We start from the raw sequence: 1,848 nt of genomic DNA on the forward strand, positions 1-1,848 counted from the left end.
GATGTTGCAACCAAGTTCGAATGTCGCGCTCTCAGCAAAGTAGAAATGTCGCATCCACGTCGATGCGGCCCGGCCTAGCGCAGATCTGAGCGCCCGATCGGGCGTCAGCTGGTCGGGGTTGCGCAGCCCGATCGGGGGCGATCCAGTAGATCTCCGTCGGCTTTAGCTTTGAGATCCGCGTGGCCCTCTTCGAGCTAAAAGCCGGCTTCCGTTGTCGGTTGAGCCTTCCGGTTGATTGGAAACTCGTCCAGCACTGCGAGCACATCCGCAATACGATGCCTATCGCTTTCTGTGAGTGTCAGATCGACTTTGACGGCCTGGCTCTCGACCTTGGCTGCGGGCGTTCTGGCAAATGCCTGCTCACACCGCACGACGACTGCAGGGTCCTTTGTGAAATCCGCCTTCTTGCCGGGCTTGCGGCCACGCTTCACATAGCCATTGCTCTGGCTGCCATCGGGAATGCCGAACATGTGGTTCGTCTGTCCGGTGCGCCGCGGCCCGCGCTGGCTGCGATGAAGCTCCCGGCCAGCCTGCATCTGGGCGACCAGGTCCAGGGCAGCATCAAGTCGCTTGTTCTCGACGATCTCTGATCTGTGAACTGAACGCAGCTTGTCGAAGGTTCTGTAGGGTAGGGCGATGCCGTCGTGCATGATCTCGAGGCGACCGTCGGGATAGTCGCAGACAACGACCTTTTTGCGGGCAAGCCGCTTCGCGGTATCGGTCGGATTGAGAATGAACAGCACCTTGTCGTAGCGCAGCGTCAAAGCCTGAGACAGCGTGCGAACCTCCTTTCGGCACATGGCGCCGTCCAGATTCTCATGCTCGGCGAGGGGCCGGTGCATGTTCTTCGGATTGCGGGGTTCCTTGCCGAAGCGTGCGTTGAAGTCCGCCATGAACTCGGGCGCATAGGCATTGGCCGCTTCGATCGTGCTGATGTCGCGCAGGCGCAGTTCCTTCACAAGCCGGTCCTGGAGCGTCTGGTTGGCGCGCTCGACGCGACCCTTGGCCTGTGGGGTGTTGGCACAGATGATATCGATGTTGAGCTCGTAGAGCGCACGGCCGAACTGCGTCAGGCCGGTACTTCTATCCTTCTCGGAATCATGGGTCGCTCGGAAGACCCCATGCTTGTCGCTATAAAACGCAAGCGGCTTGCCCCATTCCCGCAGATACGCCTTTGCCGCATGAAAGTAGTCGAACGTGTTCTCGGAGCCAGCAAAGCGCAGATGAAGCAGCTTGCCGGTCGCATCGTCGATGAAGACGAGCAGGGCGCATTTGGGACCGCGGTTCTCGAACCACCAGTGATGCGAGCCGTCGATCTGCACCATCTCGCCCAGGCAGTCTCGTCGCCCGCGGGGCTGATGCAGCCGCTGCTTGCGTTCACGGCGCGACGTCCAGATTCCAGCTTCTGTCATCCACTTGCGCAGCGTCTCCTTGCTGACCGCGAGCTGATGCCGTTCGATCAGCTTCTCGCGGGCAAGCGTTGGACCGAAGTCGATGTAGTGTTCGCGGATCAGCTCCAGCACGAAGTCGCGAACACCATCGACAATGCGATTGTTGGAACGCCGGCCACGCGCCTTGTGCCGGAGAGCCGCAGCACCATCCGCTTGGAACGTCTTCAACAGACGCTGGACCTGACGAACAGAAACATCGAGCAGGTTTGCCGCCGCAACGCTTGTCATTCGCCGCTCAACAATCTTCGACAGAACCTCGATACGCCGCAGTTCGCGTTCGCTCATCAGAACCAGTCCCAATCTGCAATCTCCCACGCTCTCGAACGCGGGCAGATTGGCAAGGCAGGAGCGACATTCCTACTTTGCCAGATCCGGACATTTTAACTTAGCTGCTACA

General features: G+C 59.7%; 1 pseudogene. It reads right to left on the reverse strand.

The window, feature by feature from the left end:
* Positions 1 to 329: 329 nt before the first annotated feature.
* Positions 330 to 1,736: pseudogene (locus tag NKJ90_RS33280) on the reverse strand (ISNCY family transposase); the annotation flags it as partial.
* Between the last annotated feature and the right edge of the window lie 112 nt (positions 1,737 to 1,848).

It is taken from the genome of Mesorhizobium sp. M0051, from assembly GCF_040323235.1.
Classification (GTDB): domain Bacteria; phylum Pseudomonadota; class Alphaproteobacteria; order Rhizobiales; family Rhizobiaceae; genus Mesorhizobium.